General features: G+C 57.7%; 21 protein-coding genes and 2 pseudogenes. 5 read left to right on the plus strand and 18 right to left on the minus strand.

Going from position 1 to position 21324, the window contains the following annotated elements; all coding sequences use genetic code 11:
• Nucleotides 1-69: 69 nt before the first annotated feature.
• The 4 genes from BSF40_RS25290 to BSF40_RS25305 all read left to right on the plus strand — a co-directional run bounded on the left by BSF40_RS25290 (nt 70) and on the right by BSF40_RS25305 (nt 2190).
• Nucleotides 70-504 (plus strand): hypothetical protein, encoded by a 435-nt coding sequence (locus BSF40_RS25290; protein ID WP_095967292.1) that lies wholly within the window; start codon nt 70-72, stop codon nt 502-504.
• Between the two features lie 72 nt (nt 505-576).
• On the plus strand, nt 577-801 hold the full coding sequence (locus BSF40_RS33195) for a BPSL0761 family protein (protein ID WP_305887522.1): 225 nt from the start codon (nt 577-579) through the stop codon (nt 799-801).
• Between the two features lie 83 nt (nt 802-884).
• On the plus strand, nt 885-1469 hold the full coding sequence (locus BSF40_RS25300) for a DUF6088 family protein (RefSeq protein ID WP_095967294.1): 585 nt from the start codon (nt 885-887) through the stop codon (nt 1467-1469).
• A gap of 211 nt (nt 1470-1680) precedes the next feature.
• Complete coding sequence (locus BSF40_RS25305) at nt 1681-2190, plus strand: antitoxin Xre/MbcA/ParS toxin-binding domain-containing protein (RefSeq protein ID WP_256589594.1); 510 nt, start codon at nt 1681-1683, stop codon at nt 2188-2190.
• A gap of 323 nt (nt 2191-2513) precedes the next feature.
• Here BSF40_RS25305 and BSF40_RS25310 read toward each other — a convergent pair whose 3' ends face one another.
• Together BSF40_RS25310 and BSF40_RS33200 are read right to left on the minus strand one after the other, a co-directional pair.
• Entirely contained in the window at nt 2514-2702 is a 189-nt protein-coding gene (locus BSF40_RS25310) for an AbrB/MazE/SpoVT family DNA-binding domain-containing protein (RefSeq protein WP_095967369.1), read from the minus strand.
• Between the two features lie 216 nt (nt 2703-2918).
• Nucleotides 2919-3072: pseudogene (locus tag BSF40_RS33200) on the minus strand (2,4-dienoyl-CoA reductase); the annotation flags it as partial.
• A 96-nt stretch (nt 3073-3168) separates the two neighbouring features.
• Between BSF40_RS33200 and BSF40_RS25320 the strand changes: the two are divergent.
• Nucleotides 3169-4418, plus strand: a pseudogene (locus BSF40_RS25320) (transposase).
• A 459-nt stretch (nt 4419-4877) separates the two neighbouring features.
• Here the strand turns inward: BSF40_RS25320 and BSF40_RS25325 are convergent.
• The 16 genes from BSF40_RS25325 to BSF40_RS25400 form a co-directional block, all read right to left on the minus strand.
• Nucleotides 4878-6083, minus strand: coding sequence for an MFS transporter (locus tag BSF40_RS25325; RefSeq protein ID WP_095967295.1), 1206 nt, complete (start codon nt 6081-6083; stop codon nt 4878-4880).
• Nucleotides 6083-6823 (minus strand): alpha/beta fold hydrolase, encoded by a 741-nt coding sequence (locus tag BSF40_RS25330; protein WP_095967296.1) that lies wholly within the window; start codon nt 6821-6823, stop codon nt 6083-6085. Before BSF40_RS25330 ends, BSF40_RS25325 begins: the two co-directional genes overlap by 1 nt.
• A 32-nt stretch (nt 6824-6855) precedes the next feature.
• Nucleotides 6856-7713: a cache domain-containing protein gene (locus BSF40_RS25335; RefSeq protein ID WP_095967297.1), complete on the minus strand. Its 858-nt coding sequence runs from the start codon at nt 7711-7713 to the stop codon at nt 6856-6858.
• A gap of 87 nt (nt 7714-7800) precedes the next feature.
• Nucleotides 7801-8661 (minus strand): pantoate--beta-alanine ligase, encoded by an 861-nt coding sequence (gene panC, locus BSF40_RS25340; protein ID WP_095967298.1) that lies wholly within the window; start codon nt 8659-8661, stop codon nt 7801-7803.
• A gap of 3 nt (nt 8662-8664) precedes the next feature.
• A complete protein-coding gene (locus BSF40_RS25345; RefSeq protein ID WP_095967299.1) occupies nt 8665-9216 on the minus strand; it encodes a glutathione peroxidase in 552 nt (183 codons plus the stop codon).
• Nucleotides 9217-9240: 24 nt separating this feature from the next.
• Nucleotides 9241-10365 (minus strand): acyl-CoA dehydrogenase family protein, encoded by a 1125-nt coding sequence (locus BSF40_RS25350; protein ID WP_033040994.1) that lies wholly within the window; start codon nt 10363-10365, stop codon nt 9241-9243.
• 42 nt (nt 10366-10407) lie between these two features.
• On the minus strand, nt 10408-11208 hold the full coding sequence (locus tag BSF40_RS25355; protein ID WP_095967300.1) for a crotonase/enoyl-CoA hydratase family protein: 801 nt from the start codon (nt 11206-11208) through the stop codon (nt 10408-10410).
• Nucleotides 11205-12278 (minus strand): acyl-CoA dehydrogenase family protein, encoded by a 1074-nt coding sequence (locus BSF40_RS25360; protein WP_095967301.1) that lies wholly within the window; start codon nt 12276-12278, stop codon nt 11205-11207. Before BSF40_RS25360 ends, BSF40_RS25355 begins: the two co-directional genes overlap by 4 nt.
• Nucleotides 12278-13426, minus strand: coding sequence for an acyl-CoA dehydrogenase family protein (locus tag BSF40_RS25365; protein ID WP_095967302.1), 1149 nt, complete (start codon nt 13424-13426; stop codon nt 12278-12280). The genes BSF40_RS25360 and BSF40_RS25365 overlap by 1 nt, the downstream gene beginning before the upstream one ends.
• A gap of 113 nt (nt 13427-13539) precedes the next feature.
• The gene (locus BSF40_RS25370) at nt 13540-14847 is read right to left on the minus strand and encodes an amidohydrolase family protein (RefSeq protein WP_095967303.1); all 1308 of its coding nucleotides are present in this window, start codon (nt 14845-14847) and stop codon (nt 13540-13542) included.
• Nucleotides 14848-15046: 199 nt separating this feature from the next.
• Nucleotides 15047-16324: a cytochrome P450 gene (locus BSF40_RS25375; protein ID WP_095967304.1), complete on the minus strand. Its 1278-nt coding sequence runs from the start codon at nt 16322-16324 to the stop codon at nt 15047-15049.
• A 140-nt stretch (nt 16325-16464) separates the two neighbouring features.
• Nucleotides 16465-16968, minus strand: coding sequence for a carboxymuconolactone decarboxylase family protein (locus BSF40_RS25380; RefSeq protein WP_172435751.1), 504 nt, complete (start codon nt 16966-16968; stop codon nt 16465-16467).
• A gap of 1 nt (nt 16969) precedes the next feature.
• On the minus strand, nt 16970-18157 hold the full coding sequence (locus BSF40_RS25385; RefSeq protein WP_095967305.1) for a thiolase family protein: 1188 nt from the start codon (nt 18155-18157) through the stop codon (nt 16970-16972).
• Complete coding sequence (locus tag BSF40_RS25390) at nt 18154-19056, minus strand: 3-hydroxyacyl-CoA dehydrogenase (RefSeq protein WP_095967306.1); 903 nt, start codon at nt 19054-19056, stop codon at nt 18154-18156. The genes BSF40_RS25385 and BSF40_RS25390 overlap by 4 nt, the downstream gene beginning before the upstream one ends.
• A 13-nt stretch (nt 19057-19069) precedes the next feature.
• A complete protein-coding gene (locus BSF40_RS25395; RefSeq protein WP_095967307.1) occupies nt 19070-19921 on the minus strand; it encodes a fumarylacetoacetate hydrolase family protein in 852 nt (283 codons plus the stop codon).
• A complete protein-coding gene (locus BSF40_RS25400) occupies nt 19921-20985 on the minus strand; it encodes an amidohydrolase family protein (RefSeq protein WP_095967308.1) in 1065 nt (354 codons plus the stop codon). Before BSF40_RS25400 ends, BSF40_RS25395 begins: the two co-directional genes overlap by 1 nt.
• Between the last annotated feature and the right edge of the window lie 339 nt (nt 20986-21324).

Below are 21324 nucleotides of genomic sequence, written 5' to 3' on the forward strand. Positions count from 1 at the left end.
GATAAGGCGACATTGCGCAATATATGACTACAACATATATTGTGCATTCGAAATACTGAGGTACCAGCGATGAGCAAGGATCATGAAGGGCCGACGATCATTTCCAGCCTTTTCAATGCCGATTTTCTGGGGCGTCCGTTCATGCGGCAGACGGTCATGATCCCTTGGTTTTACCTCGAAGCCCACGTTCGATACGGTAAGGAATTCGTCGGAGAAATGCTCATGGTGTCCTCATTTGAGGCGTTGAAAGACATTCTCAAGGTCCAACACGAGTCCTTTCGGGTACGTTCCATTCAGTACGTAACTCCAGGTTTTGTAAATGAAACCGGCCAATGGAAAATGGAGCCGCTCCTTGAGGCAAGTGAGGCGATTAATCAACAGGGTGAGCGGGTGCCGCTTTTCAGGGTTCCTGACCGAACCTACTCACACTTGGGTGTGAACACCGAGGTGGACCTAAAAAGCGTTAGGGTTTTGTTCCCAGCCGTCAAAAGAAAGCGCGACTGACATCGAGCGCTTCTCCGGAATGTGCTGGCGGTGGCGTTATTTGTTCCCCTACCTAAGGAGTCAATGATGACAATGCCGCATGAACGTACGCGATCGATAATTCAGGCCCGAGACTTTCTGGTTGATCTATCCCATGACCAAGCGTTGCCCGAGTCCATACGCAACGAGGCTCGGCGGCTCTTGCGTCATTACCCCACTTCAAATGAGGTTTTGCTAGCTGGAAAAGTGGAAGAGCAAATGACGAATCGGCTCACTCCGCCCTTCTTGAGCTCTACGACTGAAGGTAGATATGTCTAAATCCCCGCGACGCCGTCTCGACAGCTAAGCCTTTGAAAAAGGCAAGAACTTGCTAGCTTTTCGCTCAACACTGGTGAGTGTGTATGTCTGTTACCGCCAATATCGTCAAGCGCATCAAGTACACCCCCAAAGGGCAGCCATTCGGCATCGGTCGATTTGTTGACGCAGGTTCCCGCACAGCTGTGGCCAAAACCTTATCTCGCCTAGCTGCATCAGGTGAGTTGGAGCGATTGAGTCGCGGTATTTATATGCGACCAAAGCTCAGTCATTTTGCTGGTTATGTGCGACCAAGTGCCCAATCAGTTCTCCGAATAATCGCTAGACGTAATCGCGAGATTATTCAGGTGCATGGTGCAGAAGCGGTCAGGGCTTTCGGGTTGAGTACCCAGATGCAAATCAAACCAGTTTTTTACACGAGCGGTGCGAGTCGCCAGGTGAAAGTTGGGGCGAGGCATATACGCTTGCTCCACGTCTCCCCTAGGAAACTGCAGCATGCCGGGACCCACGTTGGATTAGCACTTTGCGCCCTCTTCTACTTAGGCAAAAAAGGTCTGAATGACACCGTCATAACCAGTATCAAAGCCAAGATGACCCCGTATGAATTCAAGCAACTCGCAGACAGTGATGTTCCCGTCTGGATGCAGGTCGCGCTTCGTCAAGCTATTTAAATCCACTTGGTCCCAGGTGTACGCTCTGTTGGATTCACCTGGTTTTACAATGGAGACGCGATGAACTCTTCAAAGACTGCTCAGCGCCAGGCACGCAAAAAATGGGATTTGCCCCGAATTTACGAGATCGGTGTGCCCTGCTAATCTTGCCTCCTGTGCTGTGGGATTTGTTGGTGACGGTTCACTGTCACCTCCCCCCGCAGACTCTCATTTGAGCGTCCCGTTGCTCGCCTATTCCGAACTGATGAACACCCAAACCACTGCTAATCGTCAGGTAAATAAAAAAGCCGAATTGCGCAACGCCGCGATCGCCGTATTTTGGGATTTCAGCACCAATTGCGTATCGCTCGAAGATTCAGAGCGGCTGCTTCAGATCAAAGCAGGCTTTTCCTCTCAGCTTTTACAAGTGGTTCGCATAGCCTTTGTGCTTCAGAAATGCAGCTTGGAGCAGCTCCTCGACTCGTCAATCTCCACACTCAAGCGACGTAGCCGTGAACAAATGCCCCTCAACTCCATCGCATCAGAACGGCTAGATCGAGTTGCCTTTGTTTGTCTTTTAGCTGAAAGGGTGTTCCAAAACAGAAATGCGGCCGCATGCTGGATGTCTAAACCAAACAATGCCCTCGGCGGAGATACGCCGGTCATGCTCTGTGGAACTGAAATCGGAGGCAAGCAGGTTCGTCGGGTACTTCAGGCGCTGGAATGGGGAGGTACTGTCTAGAATTTGAATCGGATTGCAAGCGCTCCGCCAACTCCAGCTGAAGATCTACACTCTCTTCAGATGGGGTCAGGCTAGCGTTCGTACGGAGCTAAAAAATTGGGGCGGGTAAAATCCCGCCCTTTCCCCATAGCTACCGGTCAGCATTGGCTGAAATTGGCCGATTTCTGCCTGTCGTGACGGGCCGCAATCGACCGTAGCTGTGTAAAAAAGTAGCCACTGCTTTGAAGTCTGAGTCGCTACGTAAAATCTGCCCGATCGCTGCCGCTCAGTTGTACCGTTCACATATGCCCGTTTGGAGATTAGGTCATGCGCGCCGGCGCGATTCAGGGTGTAGCTGAGTCGCTCGACTTCGGCGTCAGAACTATCGCTCCGTCGATCACTTCAATGGTCAGTACGTCGCCGATGCTCAATCCAAAACTGGCGAGTAGGTCAGACGGTAAGTCAATGATGACGTCACCGCTTCCATCCGCAGGATCGTGGCATTTCACTGTCCAGCGCTGGGCTTCGGTCATGATGTTACTCACACTTTGGTCTTGGCGGGGATGATTCATTATGATCGCAATTTCTTCGCCAGTTGAAGCGTGATGCTAACTGCTGATGATTTCTTCTGCTCGGTTGTGGCCCTTGGCGACAGGCAGAACCCGGCCAAAACCTGACTTTCCTCCAACGGTAGAGGGCTGGCATATGTAGAATGCGCCAATAGCTTTCTGAGTTGAACAGGAAGCAATTCAGATGGAACACTTTTCTACCCACCTCCGGTACTGCCGCGCGCGAAATGCCGTGGCGATCTGCTGCAAAATCAACGCACATAACGGTGAAACGCTCGGATCAGGCCTTTTTCGCCTGACTGAGTTTGCGCAGCTAAAACTTCACCACCGCCACGCAAACGACTGCTTTCGGCCGATTCTGTTGAAAAAGTAGCTCCCCTGTCTGGCCTGCGGAAAAATCCGCGCATCGGCCGGCAGGGATGCACGCAGCATGATGGGACCGTTATCGAGTGGGCAGGAGCGACTGTTTTACTCGTTCAACCTTGAATATCACATCCCAGCCAATCACCTTCTGCGCAGCATTGATCAGTGTCTCGATCTGAGCGATTTGCGTCATCACCTCGCCGATTTCTACAGCCCGATTGGGCGCCCGTCGATTGATCCTGAACTGATGATCCGCATGCTGATCGTGGGCTATTGCTACGGCATTCGCTCAGAGCGGCGGTTGTGCGAAGAGGCCCATTTGAACCTGGCGTATCGCTGGTTCTGCCGATTGAGCCTTGAAGATGAAGTCCCCAACCCCTCGACCTTTTCCAAAAATCGGCACGGCCGTTTCCGGGACAGCGATCTGTTTCGCGGGTTGTTCAACGAGGTACTGAGGCGTTGTATGGACGCCGGCCTGGTCAAGGGCGAAGGGTTTGCCGTGGACGCCAGCATCATCAAGGCGGATGCCAGCCCGCAGCGCGGCGTACCGGGTGACGAACAGATCAACTGGAGCGATCTGGCCCTGAGCAGTCGCGCCGTACGTGAATACCTTGAGGCACTCATGACGAGGCTTTGACCGAAACGCTGCCGAAGCGTTTGTCACTGACTGATCCTCAAGCCCGCTGGACGGCCGCTCCGGGCGGCCCAGCGTTCTACGCTTACTCCACGAATTATCTGATCGATACCGAGCACGGCGTCATCGTGGATGTGGAACCCACACCGGCTCATCGCACGGCCGAGGTCGAGAGCACCAAGACCATGATCGACCGGGTCGAAGCGCAGTTCGACATCAAGCCGGAACGCCTCGATTTCCACTGGAATGAAGAGGCTGAGGAATACCGCTGCCCGGCCGGCAACCCATTGCACAGCGAATGGCGAGACTTCAAGAACGAGCGCTCACACGTCACCAAAGCCAACACCATCATCTTCCGATCCCGGCAGACCGACTGCACGACGTGTCCGATGAAAGCCAAGTGCTGCCCGAACACTGCGTTGCGCAAGATCGCTCGCAGCGTCCATGAATCCGCTCGTGATGTGGCTCGGCGCATCGCCGCGACGCCGGCATATCAGCGCTCTCGCCACGAACGTAAAAAGGTCGAAATGTTGTTTGCCCACCTCAAGCGCATCCTGAAACTGGATCGCCTGCGGCTACGTGGCATGAGTGGCGCGACCGATGAGTTCACGCTGGCCGCTGCGGTGCAGAACCTGCGTCGGATGGCCAAATTTACCTCTCAAGGGCCACCGATCACGGGCTAGGTACGCCTACACCAAGCAAAACCCCTCACACCAACCCAATAACCGAGCAGCAAAGGTCAACGAAGGGCCGAGAAACCACTCAATGTGGTGAGGAGGTTCTCCGCTGGTGGCCGTGCCTGAGTCCGGGCCAGCTGAAATCCGACTTTTTCAACAGAATCGGCCGGTTGCAGCCCTTGGCGGTAGACAGCAACCGACCAATGGATAAAAGCCATAAAGGTTTGCTTCTTACTTTACCATCGGCAAAAAAAGGACCGAAGCCAGCACCTCCCTCTAAACCAGTCACACGAACAGCGTTTCAGGTCACCTTTATTTTTATGGGTGTGATGACAATGTTATCAACAGGAATTTCAGGTGCTAGAAGGCGTTTACGCCGAGCCCTGGATAAACTGTCTCGTACTGCGTCGCCTAAGGTTAGCCTCGCAACACTCCTACACTTCAGGAAACGCCTCTCCCTGAGCTTTAGTTGCGTACCGTCGTTCCTCGCCAATACAGGTATGTCACTACCACAAACCCACTCATCGACATCAGCGCAGCACAGAGAAAAATGGCGGCATAACCAAAACCCACAGCAATCAACCCCATGATTGGCCCGGCCATACCCACTGCGATATCGAAAAACAATGAAAGAGCACTTAGCGCCGAATTGCGGTTTGCCGTCGGCGTGCTCGCCAGGGTCTCCACCCCGAGCCCCGGATAAACCCAGGACACCCCCACGCCGGTCAACGCGCCACCCGCAATCGCCAGCGCTGGCGACGGCGCAAGCCATATCAGCAGCATGCCCAAAGTCTGGACAAGCAGGCAGCCAGCAACCACCTTGTAGCCCCTAAATAGCTGCAATAATCCGGGCGAAGTCAATCGGGCAAAAATGAAGCCCACGCCAAAACCAGTCAAGCAATAGGCGGCGTGGTCCCAGCCCTGGCTATCGAAATACAGCGCCACGAACGCCGTCAGCCCGCCGAAGCCCACCGAGCTGCACACCAGCACCAGGCCATTGGGCATGACCGTGAATAACACACGATGAAATGCCAGCCTGACACCTGCAACAATCGGCGCCGGGCGCTTGCCTGTTGCTAACAGCAGAAAAAGCAAACCCAGCAAAACGGTGCACAGTCCCACACTGAACAGACCCAGCGAATGGCTGAGCAGCACGCCTAGGGGCGCGCCCACCGCCGTCCCTCCGTACGCGGCTATTCCGTTCCACGACATGACCTGTGGCGAACTGGATGAACCACACAATCCAATCGCCCAGGTGCAACAAGGTGTAGAGATCATGGCTGTGGATGCCCCCAGTACCAGCCTACCCAGCAGTAACAACGTCAGGGTCGACCAGGGGTGTGTGGGCAGGACGATGGCGAACACCGTTAGTGTGCCGCTTAGCATCAGGCCAATGAGTCCGCATACAACCGCGTATTTGGCACCCAAGCGATCAGCCACGGCGCCAGCCAAGGGACGGGCCAGGAGCGTCGCCAGGTATTGCGAACTGATGACCACACCGGCCAATATCGAGGTCAGTCCAAGGTCATTAAGGACGAAGCCGGGCAATACCGCCAACGGTAAGCCACTGCACATGTACGAGATAAAATTGAAGCCGACAATGGACAGAATCAGCCAATGGCTGCCGATAGCCTTGCCATTGCCCTGGCTTGAAACGCTGATGTCCCCCATCACCGGGCCCGCTCGATACCCCGTACGACTTCCGCCAAAAGCTGCGGATGCGATACGAAGGGCTCGTGGGCGGTATTGATCTCGATCACCTCCCCTGCACCAGCACGTTGCGCAAATCGGCGCTGCCAGTCGACGGGCAAGATGTTGTCGCGCTGCGTGAGGATGTAGCTCGCGGGAATCATTCCAGCGTATCCCTCGCGACTGATCGACTCTGTGGCGACACAGAGTGGCGTTGTGTCTTGGCTGACTTCGCCTAGCAGCCACTCCAGAGTTGCCGGGCTCAGATCCTGACCGAACATGGCCACGGCCATTGCCTGTGGCGTTGAATGCACAGGGTCAAGCGGCCAGCCAACGTGGCCCGGGCTCTTGCCGTGCAGGGTTGAACCGAGCAACTGCAGGATGGACTGGCCTTCATCGGGCAACGCACAGGCCAGGAACACCAGGTGCGAAAACAATGGCGGCGCGGCGAGCACCATCCTCGGCAGAACGGCCCCGGCGATGGAGTGCCCGAGCAATACAGCCTGGTTCACCCCCAGCACACGCAAGTCCTGATTCAGCTCTTCGACCACGTCATCTAGTCGCAGGGATACAACATCGCGACCGCGCTTCTTGCCGCACCCGGGCATATCCAGCGTGATCACGCGCTCGAAGCCGCCGGGTTGCTGGTTCAATGCCTCCACAAATGGTCCCCAGCACCACGAACCGTGATTGCCGCCATGCAGCAATACCAAATCAGTCATGCGCGTACTCCTTGCCGTGGCCCCGGTCTTGATTACTTGATCGCATAGCAGCCTACCGCGACAACGTAGCCGTTCACCCGCTGTAAGAAAGTCCGTTTGAATTCGTTCTGCCCGGTAATGGGGTTACGCCACTGGTAGGCAATTTCACCTTTCTCATGGGTGCTCATTTGCTTGAGGATGTCCTCGCCAATAGGCTTGCCGTTGACTGAACGCAGCGACTTGAAATCAGTACCGATCAAGCGCGGTGAAAAACCATGAGCGACGAACCGTTGGGTTTTCAAGTCCACCACAAAGGCATACAGGTCTTCTTGGCTGAATTGCTTGGCGTGCTGGTTGATCTGCTCGAAGGTGGCATTTGCGTCGCTGACCACGTGCCCCGAAATCTCGCCCAGCAGCTGTTGCGCCTGTTCCGGGCTGGACCGTGGCATGTAGTAACCCACCGAAATGATCCGATCATGCACGCGCTGATAGAACACGCGCTTGCGCTCGACCTTGGCGTGCTGCCAGTTCCACCAGCGGTATTCGGCGCTGCGCACGACACCGTCGTCCGGTTGCGAAATGGCTTGCTGGAACATCGCCTTGAGGTCGTCGTCCAGAAAGCCAATCACCGGTTTGCCGACCAGTGAAACGGAGGGACCACCGCTGGCCAGCATCACACCGGAGGTGTCCACCACGTAAATGTACAGATCACCATCGACGTAGGCGCCTTGCCGGCTGAACTCGGCAAGCGCGGCATCGCCCTTGGCCTTGTATTCGGCAACTGCCTTTACCAGTAAGGCTTTGGCATGTTCCGTGTCTGCACCATAGGCATCCGCAGGCACTTGTTGGGCAAAGCCGGCCACGGAGAAAAAATACAGGCAAAGGGCAGCGAACGCTCGATAAAGGTTCATGGGTATTTTTCCTCGGGTGATCGTTGCGCTGCCCCGACTGACAGCGTCAGCATGCGTCGCCGCCAATACTGGCCGTTGATGGTTGATTCACTCACTCTGGCGAAGATCCAGGGTCAGGTTATCGATGAGCCGCGTTCTCCCGAGGCGCGCCGCCACCAGAATTACAAAATGGGTATCGATGCCCGTCACCGACTGCAGGGTCTGTGCATTCCTGACTTCAAAGTATTCCAGTTGGAATCCAGCGTCGCTGATCCGTTGATGACACTCGATCAACTGGCGCTCATTCACGCGCCGCTCATTGCGTATCGACGCCGCCATCTGCTGGAGGCACGCATACAGCACCGGGGCCGCTGCCCGTTCGTGATCGGTCAGGTAGCCGTTACGCGACGATAGGGCCAAGCCGTCCGCAGCCCGGATCGTCGGTGCAGCGACGATGTCGACCGTCATGTTGAGATCCCGAACCATCGTTCGAATGACCGCCAGTTGCTGATAATCCTTTTGCCCGAACACCGCCACGTGCGGCTGCACAATGTTCAGCAACTTGATAACGACGGTTGCCATACCGTCAAAGTGACCGGGCCGCGCCGCACCGCAAAGACCTTCAGAGACCTTCGGCACACTTACGAGCGTCTGACTGTGCATGCCTTGCGGATAAACCTGCTCCACCGTAGGCGCAAACAGTACATCGCAGCCTGCGCCGACCAGTTTTTCCCGATCCGCTTCTGGCGTTCGAGGGTAACTGGCGAGGTCCTCGTTGGCGCCAAACTGCAAAGGATTGACGAAGATACTGGCGACCACATAGTCAGCCCGCTGCTTCGCCCAGTGGACCAGGGCAATATGCCCTTCATGCAAATTGCCCATGGTCGCCACCAGGGCGACCTTTTTGTTCTCACTACGCGCACGGCTTACCAACGCGCGCAATGCATTCACCGTATCGACTGTCTGCACCGTTTATGCCTCTTTGGCCAACTGCGCATCCAGGGCAGCCAGCAGCCGTGGGTCGTCGGCCGCAACGTCTGGCGCGAAACGCGCGACAACCTGGCCTTGACGATCGATCAGAAACTTTTCGAAGTTCCACAGCACGTCCGTTGTGTTGGCAGACTCGATGCCATAGCCCTTCAACCGCTCACGAAACGGACCGTCACCGATGGCCTCAGGCTGCGAGGTCGTCAGTTCGCGGTACAGCGCGTGCTGATCGGCGCCCACCACCGAAATCTTCGAGAACAATGGAAAGTGAACGTCGTAGGTCGTCGAACAGAACTCAACGATTTCTGCGTCGCTCCCTGGTTCCTGCTCCCTGAAGTTATTCGCCGGAAACCCCAGCACTTCGAGGCCTTGGGACTTTTTGCCTTGGTACAGTTTTTCCAGCCCTTCGTATTGTGGGGTCAGGCCGCACTTGGAAGCGACGTTGACCAGCAAAAGGACTTTGCCCCGATAGTCGCCAAGGCGGCTGGCGCTGCCATCGATCTGCTTCAAGGGAATGTCGTAAAGGGCGTTACTCATCTGGCTGCCTCACTCGGTGGTCATTCAAAGGGTACGGCCGATAATTTCTTTCATGATTTCCGAGGTGCCGCCATAGATGCGGGCAACTCGGGCATCGACCCAGGCGCGGCTAATCTTGTATTCGCTCATGAAACCGTAGCCGCCATGCAATTGCAGGAACTCGTCGAGCAGCTTGCCCTGCATTTCCGAACCCAGCAGTTTGGCCATCGCAGCGATTTCCGGGGTCAGCTCGCCGCGCATCACCTTGGCCAGGCAATCATCGACAAACACCCGCAACATGGTGGCCTGGGCCTTGGCTTCCGCCAATTTGAAGCGGGTGTTCTGGAAGTCGAGCACCGGTTTGCCGAAGACCTTGCGTTCACGGGTGTAGCCGATGGTTTCTTCCAGCAGCGTGTCGATCGATTGCGCGGCGCGAATGGCGATGATCAAGCGTTCCCAGGCCAGTTGATGGGTCAGGTACTTGAACCCCATCCCCTCCTCGCCCAACCGATTGCCAACCGGCACCCTGACTTCATCGAAAAACAGTTCAGCGGTGTCCTGACCTTTCAGGCCGATCTTTTCCAGCAGGCGCCCCTTGGCGAAACCGGCACGAGATTCTTCGACGCAGATCAAGGTCAACTCTTTGGCCGCAGGGTCGATCTTGGTCGCAGTGACCACCAGGCCGGCGTTGCCGCCGTTGGTGATAAAGGTCTTCTGGCCGTTGACGATGTAATCATCACCGTCGCGCCGCGCCGAGGTACGCATGGAGCGCAGATCACTGCCGATGCCCGGTTCACTCATGGCGATCACACCGATCAATTCACCACTGACCATGCGCGGCAACCATTGCTGCTTCTGCTCTTCGCTGCCATAGGCAACGATGTAAGGCGTGACGATTTCCGAATGAGTGGTGAACCCCACGGCAGTGGCATTGGCGCGAGCCAGCTCCTCGATCATCACTGCCGAGTGGCCGAAGTCACCGCCCGGTCCGCCGTATTCTTCCGGCACGGTCGAGCACAACAAGCCATTCTCACCGGCCTTCAGCCAGACCTCCTTGGGCACGATGCCGTTTTTTTCCCACTCATGCAGGTAGGGCACGATTTCGCGGTCGACGAAACGGCGGGCCTGATCACGGAACATGTTGTGGTCTTCTCGAAATACGCCGCGCATCTTGCTTACTCCAGATCGATTCTTGTTGTTGGCAATGGGGAATCAGCGGTCCTGGTAAATCGGATCGCGCTTGTCGACAAATGCAGACACCGCCTCTTGATGGTCTTCGGTGTGATGGGCCAGTGCCTGGTACGCAGCAGACAACTCAAGCAATGAGTCCAGGCGCATGTGCTGCCCCTCACGCAACAGCCGCTTGGTCAGGCGTAATGCGTGCCCCGGATTGCTGGCAATTCTGCGCGCCAGCGCTTGCGCCTCCGACTGCAGCGTTTCGTGGGTGCACACCTGCTCCACCAGGCCCCACTCAAGCGCTTTGGCTGCGTCGATTGCATCGCCGGTAAACGCCATCAGACTGGCCCTCGGAATGCCGATGATGCGGGGCAACAACCAGGCACCGCCGTCACCCGGAACGATGCCCAGGCGTACAAAACTTTCCGCAAAAATTGCCTTGGGCGCCGCCAGACGTATGTCGCACATGCACGCCAGATCCAGACCGGCGCCAATCGCCGGCCCGTTTACCGCGGCGATCACCGGAATATCCAACTCATAGATCGCCAGCGGAATCCGCTGAATGCCATCTCGATAGGTATTGCGTAGTTCATAGGGCGAGCCGGCAAAGATACCGTCACGCTCATGCATATCCTTGACGTTGCCACCGGCACAGAACGCACTGCCATTGCCGGTCAGCACCAAGACCCGCACAGTACGGTCGCGGCGCAGTTCAGCGCAGAGGTCGACGAATTCCTGGATCTGCTCGGGCGTGGTCAGGGCATTGCGCGTGTCCGGGTGGTTCATGCGCACCGTAACGATGCCGCCCTCGCGTTCAATCTGAAGAAACGGGCTCATGCCGGATTACTCGCAAAAGTGGTTAAAGGTTGCGTTCCATGCTGGGTCAGCAATGGCCAGTACTGCTCGCTGCCACCCTGACAGATCATGGTGCCAAGACGCTGGCTCCACAGGCTGGCCGAGCCGAACTCGCTGCGCCACGCCCACAACCGGCGGGTGAGCAAATGCAGCGGGTATTCCTCGGTAAAACCGATGGCGCCATGCACCGAATGGGCAATGCCGGCACCCACGCTGGCGGCTTCTGAGGTGCTGATTTTTGCCGCGGCAATGGTCAGCGCTGCCAGGCCGTCGCGGGACTCCGCAAAGGCTGCCTCAGCAGCAATACCAGCGGCGGCAGCCTGCTCGGCAAAGACCGCCAGTTGCTGCTGAATGGCCTGAAACGAGCCGATCGCTTTACCGAACTGCTTGCGCTCACCGGCATAGTTGGCCGTCATGTCCAATAGCGCATGCAATGCCCCGGCGGACTGCGCCGCGCGCAACATGGCGCCGCCCAGCTCCAGAACATTGGCGTCGAAACCGTTAGGCAGCAGCGCTTGTGCCAGTACCTGGGCACTGGTGAAACCCAGGTCATCACGGGGTTCGCCAGCCACATTGAGACTCAAGGTCAGTTCACTGGCCGTGCTGCGCGCCAGCAATACAACGCTCGGGACACCGGAAGCCGAACGGGCGATAGCGACCAATGCGTCGACATTGCGTCCCCATGGCACAGCGTACGCCGAGCCGTACACACGCTCGCCATCAAGCAGCAGATCGGCACGGGCCGCCACGCTCAACGCCCCTTCCCGTCCCTCCAGCCCCGCCTTGCTCAACAGCCAGTTGGCCAGCAGCGCTTCGCCCACTGGAGCCGGTACTGAGTAACGTCCTGCAGCGCGGACCAGGACATACATGTCGGCCCAGCTAGCCTCGGCGCCTCCGAGTGCCTCGCAGACACCGGCCAGGGTGAAACCCAACTCGTCCAGCGCAGCCCATAAATCGGCCGGCCATTCACCGCCCTCACAGCCCATCACATAAGCCGGCGTCGCCAGATCGGCAAACAGGCGTTCTATCGTCGTTTCAAATATCTCGCGCATTATCGCAACCCCATACCGCGGGCAATGATGCCGCGCAGAATTTCGCGGGTTCCCCCGCGCAGTGAGAATGAGGGCGCCATTTGCGTCAGGTAGGCCAGCACGCGAGCATGCTCGCTGCCTCCGTCCTGCCGTGGCTCGGTTTCCAGCAGCAACTGGGCAACTTCGGGAATCTCCTGCTCAAAGGCATTGCCGAGATCCTTGACGCAGGAAGCCGCCCAGGCCGGATGTTCACCCGCCGCCAATTGCGCAGTGACAGACAACGACATGTTGCGCAGCGTTAGCAATTTGGCCGAAAGGCGTCCAATTTCCCGCGCCTGTAGCGCATCAGGAGATTTACCCACCGCGTCAATCAGGGTTTTGAGCAATGCCATGCAACTGAGGAATCGCTCAGGCCCGCTGCGCTCGAACGCCAGCTCGGCGGTGACCTGATCCCAGCCTTTGCCTTCGGTACCGATCAAGGCATCGGCGGGCAGTCGTACATTGTCGAAAAACACTTCGTTGAAGTGCTCGCCACCAGCCAGGTCGCGTATGGGGCGAATGGTGATGCCAGGCAAGCTCAGATCGACGATGAATTGCGACATTCCGTCATGCCGGGCCTCCGGTTTTTCACCGGTACGCACCAGGGCAATCATGTAGTTCGAATGGTGTGCGTTGGTGGTCCAGACCTTCTGGCCATTGAGCAGCCAGCTGTCACCGTCACGCACGGCATTGCTTTTGATCGAGGCCAGGTCGGAGCCCGAGTTAGGCTCGCTCATGCCGATGCAGAAAAAACTTTCACCGCGGCAAATAGCCGGCAAGTACTGCTGCTTTTGTGCTTCGGTCCCGAAGCGATTGATCAATGGCCCGCTTTGGCGGTCGGCAATCCAGTGGGCCGATACCGGTGCACCGGCAGCCAGCAATTCCTCAATAATCACATAGCGCGCAAAGGGGCCCGCCTCCGAACCGCCGTAGGCTTTGGGCAGTGCCATGCCAACCCAACCCCGGGCACCGAGTTTCCCGCTGAATTCGGCGTCGAATCCCATCCAGGACTGTGCGCTCAAGCTGGGCGGGTAATCGGCCAGATTGGTCTGGATAAACTCCCGAACTTGTGCACGAAGCGCTTGTGCCTCGGCAGGAATATTGCTGTAGGTAAATTGACTGATGGCCATATGCGCTCTCTAACGCTGAACACAGGCGCAATCGCTTCGAATGAAGCGACCACAGAACGGCAACCGCCCCCCGCAGTCGCCGTGGACCGACGACTGCAGAGAACAGCGGCAACTTACAACGCGGTTTGCGCGTCAGCCTGGGCGAACATCGCGTTGATGTCGCCGGAGGTCACCGGTTTATTGTCGTGACGACCGTGGTCGGCGCCGCCCAGGCCCAGGGCCGGTTCGATGCTGACGTGTGTCGCCTGAGCGCGCAGCGCACCGACGGTGCAATTTTCCCGACCGTGGATGGAGAACGGATCAAAGGAAAACTCGCGCATCGCGTTCAAGTGCGTGACCTTGTCGATCATCTCTTTGGGCAGGTGCTTCAAGCCTTCCCACGCGGTTTCCGGCGAGTTCGGCCAAGTGCAGTCGGAGTGCGGGTAATCGCTTTCCCAGGTCACCATCTCGGCGTTCAGGTAGTCGAGGTTTTTCAGCCCGAAATTGTCTTCGATGAAGCAGGTGATGAAGTGCTTGTTGAAGATGTCGCTGGGCATCTTCCCGCCGAAGTTGGAGTTGGTCCACGCATTGTGGTGGCGGTGGGTGAAATCAGCACGCTCCAGCAGATAAGGAATCCAGCCGATGCCGCCCTCGGACAGCGCCATGCGCAGGTCCGGGAACTTCTTCCACATCGGTGCCCAGATCCAGTCGGCCGCGGAGTTGGCGATGGAAATCGGCATGGAAGTAATCCAGGCGTCGATAGGCGACATATCGGAAGCGTGGTTGGCTTTGACACCGGTACCGATATGGCAGCAGATCACGACCTTGTTATCGCTGCAGGCTTTCCACAACGGGTCCCAGTAATCACTGTGGATCGACGGGTAACCGTGAATGGCCGGGTTGTCCGACAGCGACAATGCGTGCACGCCCTGCTTGGCCAGACGCTCGACTTCGGCTGCCGCGGCTTTCATGTCCCACCACGGCACGATCATCAGCGGAATGAAGCGACCTGGCGCCGCATTGCACCAATCGTGCAAATGCCAGTCGTTGTAGGCCTGGATCGCGGCCATCGACACGTCGCGGTCGGCATGCACCTGGAAACGTTGCCCGGCGAAGCCAGGAAAGGTTGGAAAGCACAATGAACCGAGCACGCCGTTGGCGTTCATGTCGTCGACGCGGTCCTTGATGTTCCAGGTGCCACGACGCATCTGGTCGTAGCCCAACGGCTCCATGCCGTATTCCTCTTTCGGTCGACCCACCACGGAGTTGAGGCCCATGTAGCCAGTGGCTTGCTCTTCGAACACCCACACATCGCGGTCACCTTTCTTGACCACGTGCGGCTCACGCCCCTTGAAGCGTGCAGGCATGTGACGAGCAAAGGCATTTGGCGGCTCGATCGCGTGGTCATCGACACTGACGAGAATCAGATCTTCAACTTTCATTGTTTTCCCCTTCGCATTCGGGCTTGTTGTTGTGCCTGAATCATAGAGCACATCTTTATTTTATTAAACACATTTTTTGTTTGTGTTCATATTAATTCAGGCCTAGGGAAAAAGCGCGAGCGATAACGCACTAGCCCGCGACAGGTACCAGACCTGTCGCGGGCTAATCAGAGGCTTCAGAGGGGAGTTACGAGGTTGTTCAGTCCCACAACACGTGCAGGTAGTGCGGGCCACGCAGCTGAGCGCCAACGATCTGCGGCCCCGGCTTGCTTGGGTCGAGTCGAATATTGGGCATCAAGTCGAGGATCGCATTCAGCGCGCAATTGATCTCGGTCTTGGCGACGAACTGACCGATGCACATATGAGGACCAAAGCCGAAGCCAAACGACGGTTTTGGCTTGCGGTCGATGTCGAATTTGTCGGCGTTTTCGAACGCCTCTTCATCGCGGTTGGCGGACGTCACGATGCATTGCACCATCGCCCCTTTCGGAATCGGTACACCACGAATCTCCAGGTCTTTGGCCGCCTGGCGCACCTTGAAGGTCGCCACCGGCTCAAAGCGCACCGCCTCATCAATCGCCTTGTTCACCAGGCTGCGATCGTTGCGCACCCGCTCCAGCACATCGGGGTTCTGCAGCAGTAACGACATCAAGGTGCCAAACGTACGAGTCGTCGTTTCACTGGCAGCCGGCAACAGCGAACGCACAAAGGTGGCGATTTCATGATCGTCCAGCGAGCGCCCCTGGTACTCGACGCGGATCAACCGGCTGATCAAGTCATCCCCTGAGGCACCTGCGGCCCGGCGCTCGGTCACCACGTCCTTGACCACATCGTACAGCGCCTGAGCAGCCTGCATGGCGGCGCCACGAGCAGCGGCGGCTTTTTCCGGATCGACTTGCGGCCCCGCCAGGATCGCCAGTGCCCACGCCGCGTACTGCTCGATCTGTTCAGGGCGGTCTTCAGGGAACCCTATCAGCGAATAGATCACCCGGATAGGGAAATACAGGGCGAAGTCCATCAGGTCGGCGCCCTTGGCCGGCACCATCGGCTGGATGTATTCCTCGCGAATCACCCGGTCGATCCGGGTTTCTTTCCAGCGATTGACCGTTTCCGGCATAAACACCGGTTGCAACAGGCTGCGGATGTTCTTGTGGGCGTCACCGTCCATGGCCGTAAGAATCAAGCCATCGAAAAACGCCCCCAACCCCTCGGCGATAAAACCGCTGGTGAAGGTGCTCGCATCACGCATCACTGCCATGACATCGTCGTACTTGAACAACGTGAACGTCGGTCGATTGGCATCCAGCCCGGCAATCGAAGGCACACCCAGGCGAGTCATGAAATTGTCTTCAAGTACGGGAGAGTTGGCGCGCATTTCGCGGTAGGTCGCGTGCAGGTCGATGTCACTGGTGCCGCGATAATTGCTGGCTACGTCGGTAAAAACCTTGGCCAGGTCGCTCTGTTCCGCTGTTGACATGATCGTCTCCGCCTTTATTGTCATTATTTTTGGTGTGAGCCTGACGAAAGGCTCGGATGATTGCCTGATAATAGGCCTTGCCTGAACAATACTTGACACTTATTTAAAATCAGATCAACTGTCATTGCCACAGGCTAGGTTCAATAAGCTTGCTGCACCAGTGTCATGCGACCACCCGCCAGCATCAGCGCGCAGTACAGCCCCAGTTCCACCACTTGTTCAGTGGAGAAAAAACCCGCGAGCCGGGAGAAATACGCGTCGTCGATGGCCAGGTAATCGCTCGCAAATGCTTCTGCATAGTGCAACGCTGCCCGTTCGGCCGGCGTGAAGAGCTCGCTGTCCGTCGCCATGCAGGCGATGTCCTGCTCAGTAACGGTGTCGGATTTTCGCGCCAGTTGGCAGGCCTGGCAGGTGGTGATGCTGGCGATCTTCAGCCGCACCAACTCGCGCAAACGCTCATTGAGCAAACTGTCGGTATGCAGGCTTTCCATCAAGCCGAGCCAGGCCAGTGCCACTTGCGGACGATGTGCCCAGACCTGCACTGGCGTGGTGGAACTGAGCATGCGGTTGCGCTGGCCACGCTCGACGGCGTCTTGCAACGCAGCCGGCATGGTTTCCAGTGGTATCAGCGGTAAGCGCGCCATCTCAATCGAGCCGCTCAATGATCGTGGCCGTGCCCATCCCGCCGGCGCAGCAAATGGCTTGCAAGCCATAACGCCCGCCGCGGCGCTCGAGCTCATTGAGCAAGGTCGTCATCAGCCGTGCACCGCTCGCCCCCAATGGATGGCCAAGCGCGATGGCGCCACCATTGACGTTCAACTTGCTGTGCGGCACGCCAGTTTCCGCCATCCAGGCCAACGGCACCGAAGCGAAGGCTTCGTTGACTTCGAACAGGTCGATGTCACCGATACTCAGCCCGGCCTTGGCCAAGACCTTGCGGGTCGCTTCAATGGGCCCGGTAAGCATCAGTGTCGGATCGGAGCCAACGGTGGTGAAGGCAACGACGCGCGCCCTCGCCCGCAACCCTAGGTTTTTCGCGGTTTCGCCACTCATCAATAGCAATGCCGCTGCCCCGTCAGAGATCTGCGACGAGTTGCCAGCCGTGATGCGCCCGGTATCCGGGCGAAAGCTGGTTTTCAGTGTCGAGAGCTTGTCCCGCGAGGTATCACGGCGAATGGTTTCATCGCGAAGCAGCGTGCTTGCAGGTTCCGTCAACTCCAGTTCTCGCAGTCGCTCGACCGCCACTGGAACGATTTCATTCTCAAAATAACCTGCATCGCAAGCGGCAGCAGCGCGCTGGTGACTGGCAAACGCGAAGTCATCCAGGGCCTCGCGACTGAGTCCCCACTTATCGGCGATCCGCTCGGCGGCCTCACCTTGACTGGTCAACTCGTAGCGTTGCGCGGCCATCCAGCCAAACGCTTGCCCATGGATTTCACGGTTGCTACCCATGGGTACACGGCTCATGTTTTCAGCACCGCCCGCCACCACGATGTCGGCGGCACCCGCGGCAATTGCACCGGCGGCCAGGTGGACCGCGACTTCACCCGAACCGCATTTACGGTCGATGGTCAGCCCGGCAACGGTGACCGGCCAGCCGGCCCCCAACAACGCCGTACGGGCGATGTTGGCGGATTGTTCACCGATTTGCGTTACGCAGCCAAAGATCACGTCGTCCACAGAGGCCGGCGATACGTCGACGCGCTCCAGCAAACGACTGATCACCAGTGACCCGAGATGGTCCGCACGCACGCCGGCAAGGCTGCCGCGAAACTTGCCTACCGGCGTGCGTACCGCATCAACTATGACGATGTCTTTCTTATCGTTTTTCATAGTGCACTGGCCTTGAGCCCCGAGCCCGGCACTTGCTTGCCTTCTTCATAGCGGTAAACGCCATGTCCGGATTTGCGCCCCAACCGGCCGGCCGCAACCATCTTGATGATCAGCGGGCAAGGTCGAAACTTTTCACCGAGGGTCTGGTGCAGGTAGCGCAGCACCGACAGCCGAGTGTCCCAACCGGTCAGGTCACCCAGTTCCAACGGTCCCATCGGGTGGTTGAAGCCAAGGCGCAGCGCGGTGTCGATGTCTTCAGCTGTCGCGGTGCCTTCCTGCAGCATCCACATCGCCTCGTTACCCAACAACGCCGACATACGGCTGGTGGTCAGTCCCGGCGATTCATTGACGACGATCGAGGTCTTGCCGATTTGCTCGCAGAGGGTGCGGGTACGCGCGACCACTTCATCACTGGTCGCGAGGCCGCGCACAAGCTCCACCAACTTCATCTTGTGCACTGGATTGAAGAAGTGCATGCCGACTACACGATCGGCACAGTCCACCGACGCCGCAATCTCGGTGACACTGAGGGCAGAGGTGTTGGTGGCGATGATGGCGTCTTCTGCCAGCAGCGGTGCCGCCTGGCCAATGACCGCCTTCTTGATTGCCAACTGCTCCGAAACCGTCTCGATCAGCACGTTGGCGCCGATGGCGGCTTCACTCAAGTCGCCACAGGTCAGCAGATTCGCCAGGGATTGCTGTGCTTGCTGCTCGCTGACCTTGCCCAGGCGCACGCCATCGGCAAGGATTTTCTCGATACTCGCCCGGGCCTGCGCCAGTGCCGCAGTGTTGGTGTCCACCAGCAACGTAATAAACCCGGAGCTGGCGAACGCATGTGCAATGCCGGTACCCATCAGGCCGGCACCGACGACGACTACTTTTTCTTGATTAGCGCTCATGTTCGGCTCTCTTTTAGGCTCGGTTCTTTTTGCTGACCACATTGCGCAACGTGCCAATACCCTCAACGCTGGCTTCGACGACATCGCCCTCCTTGAGGAACAGACCGGTACCCATTCCCACGCCCGCCGGAGACCCGGTAAACAACACATCGCCCGCGGCGAAACTCGAACGCTGCTGCACGAAGCTGATCAACTGCCCCACATCCCAGGTCATTTCGCCGGTGGAGCCGTCCTGGCGCACTTCGCCATTCACTTTCAAGGTCAGTCGCAACCGTGGTGAACCTTGCGGGAACTCGTCCTTGGTGACGATCCAGGGGCCAAGGCCTGTGGTCTGGTCCTGGCTTTTCGCCGCGAACAAGTCCATGCCGATACCCGCAGGCCCACTGCGTTGCAGATCTCGTGCACTGACGTCGTTGCCGACGGTGTAGCCGAGTACGCAAGCCAACGGGTTTTCCAGATCGATCTCGGGAGTGCCGATGACGACGACCAGTTCCACTTCGTGATCCAGTTCCTCCGTCAACGGCGGGAAACGAATCGGGTCATTCGCACCAATCAATGCCCCATAGGCCTTGAGAAAAGCGACGGGCTGCGCCGGCGCACTCAAGCCGAATTCCACCAGGTGCTTGGCGTAATTCGCACCCGCCACGACCACTCGATTGACGGGTTCAATCGGTGGCAGCAGGCGTACTTTTGATAACGGCAAGGAAGAACCCGAGAGCCGCACCGAGCTGATGCCTCGACCGGCCGCCACCGCTGGCGCCCAGTCGTTGAACTCACCGGAAATTGGCGTTACCTGGTCTTGGGCGACATCGACAACAGCCCAAAAAATGCCCGTGCCCAAGTATTCACATCGCGCCAGTTTCATCAGGCACCTACCTTGCCCAACTTGGTCGGGTCCAGGTGCAGCAAACGGCAGGCGTTTTCATAACGGATCTTGCGCATATCGGCATCGGACAACTGCAGGCCATGCGTCAGGTCGTGGCGTACCGCATCGCTGCCACCAAAGTTACTGCCGTACAGCACATGGTCAGCACCGATGATGTCGATCAACGCCTGGCGCATCGGTACTTCATGCAGCTCCACGTCGAAGTAGAAGTTCTTCATGTATTCGAGCAGTGGTTTCTTGTTGTATTTGACGTCGAGGTTTTCGTTGGTCTTGGCCAAGCGACCAAGCTGGTACGGCACATAACCACCACCGTGGGTGATGTAGACCTTGAGGTCCGGGAAGCGATCGAGCACACCGCCGCAGATCAGGTTCCAGAAGCAACGGGTTTCGTCGTACTGCATGCCGACGATCGCGGTGGTTTCGTAACGGTCGTCGTTGGCGTTCTTGCCCCAGGTAACCGACTGGTTGTAGCCGTGCACGAAAATCGGCAAATCCAGGTCGCAGAGGGTGCGCCATACCACATCGAGTTCCGGCGAATCGAATTCCAGGCCACCGAAGTTGGCGCCCCCCGCGACCAGACCTTTGGCACCCAGCTCTGTGCAGGCGTAGCGAATTTCAGCGGCGGCCGCTTCCGGGACATTGAGCGGCGCATGGGCCCAGAACATCAGGCGGTCTGGCGCTGCGGAGCAGTATTCAGCCAGGGTTCTGTTGACCGTACGGGCGAACGGCACGGCGAATTCGGCTTCGGTCCAATACATGTAGCAGTGCGAAGGAACAGACACGACCTGCAGGTTTTGACCGGCGGCATTCATGCCGGCCAGGCGCACTTTCGGGTCAGCCCAGCGAGCAAAATATTCTTCCAGCTTGGGGCCGTTACCGGAGCGGACGGCGGCCTTACGTTCTGGCGATCCCAGACCCAGAATCCAATCACCTACACGCAGCTTGATGTCACCGTCAGCGTGTTGCTCGAAAAACGGCCCCCAATGAGGGTGTTGGTTGTAGTAGCCCGGATGGGGAGCGTGAGCATGGAGATCGATAAGCATGTCTAGGTACCTCGAAGTTGGCACTTTTTGTTGGTTTGTTAGCGCGGTTCCTTCCCGTGACCAGACGCAAGCTGTCGCGCAAAGGGAAGCCGAAAGGCTCGCTGCTAAGACCAGAGATTAAATTCAAATTGAGCAGAAATCAAAATTCTGTTCAATTTATTTTTAATCGTCGCGCAAAAGCCTACGCCAGAGCCTTCGAGCCAAGTCGAAAACACCCTGTACGACGGCAAAAACAGCCTGCTGCGGGGGATGGGTTGCACAACGAGGGGGAAAACATAGACGCCGCCAGAAACGAAAAACCCCCGAGAATCGGGGGTTTTCTTGCAGCGCGAGGGGGAC

This window comes from Pseudomonas sp. ACN5 (assembly GCF_002303975.1).
GTDB classification, from domain to species: domain Bacteria; phylum Pseudomonadota; class Gammaproteobacteria; order Pseudomonadales; family Pseudomonadaceae; genus Aquipseudomonas; species Aquipseudomonas laurylsulfatiphila.